Origin of the sequence: Parapedobacter soli (genome assembly GCF_025460835.1) — a bacterium.
Classification (GTDB): Bacteria; Bacteroidota; Bacteroidia; order Sphingobacteriales; family Sphingobacteriaceae; genus Parapedobacter; species Parapedobacter soli.
In genome coordinates this window covers 1-733 of the sequence record NZ_JAMXAY010000149.1, presented here as the reverse complement: position 1 = coordinate 733, position 733 = coordinate 1, and the positions used below count along the sequence as shown (strand labels likewise).

Sequence of the window (733 nt, the reverse complement as noted above, 5' to 3'; positions counted from 1 at the left end):
TGGATATTGCGGAGCAAGCTGACCCCCAGCGACTGCCTACTAATTTGATAGGCCAATTGCCCGTACGCATCGTATGAGCATGCCATAACGGCGGATGCTGACCCCCTATATTTTTCGACAGATTGTGTTGCGGAGCATGTTGACCCCCTGCGGGTTTCCATAACGGAGCAAACTGACCCCTTGGGGGATATGTGTAACGGAGCATATTGCCCCCCTGGTCTTTGGAAAAACCGGTAGGTTTTAGGTTGATTTGATGGTATGTTTTACCATCAATCAGAGAATAACCCATGGCCGGAAAAGCAAGACCCATGAGTCAAATCAAACAATTATTGAGGCTGCACAGCCAGGGGGTGCCCGTCAAGCGCATCGCCCGCACGCTGGGTATCAGCCGCAACACGGTGAAAGGTTACCTACGGAAGGTTTCCGAAGGCACCAAGCGCATAGAAGAGCTCCTTGCGCTGGATAACCCGGTACTGGAAGCCCATTTCCATGCGGGCAACCCGGCATACAAGGATCCGCGCTATGCACACCTGGTTTCCAAGCTGCCCTACTACGAAAAGGAACTTAAGCGTACGGGCGTCACCCGCGAGTTGCTGTGGGAGGAATACATCGCCGGATGTCCCGAGGGTTACAGTTACACGCAATTCTGTTTCCACTTACGCCAGCGCCTGGCTTCCATCAACCCCACGATGGTATTGGAACACCGTGCGGGGGAGAAGCTCTTCATCGATTT

General features: G+C 53.3%; 1 protein-coding gene. It reads left to right on the top strand.

Annotated features, from left to right (window positions below):
* Positions 1–308 precede the first annotated feature (308 nt).
* Positions 309–733 (top strand): helix-turn-helix domain-containing protein (locus NGM62_RS21965; RefSeq protein WP_262250443.1); only part of this gene is annotated, 425 nt, incomplete at its 3' end.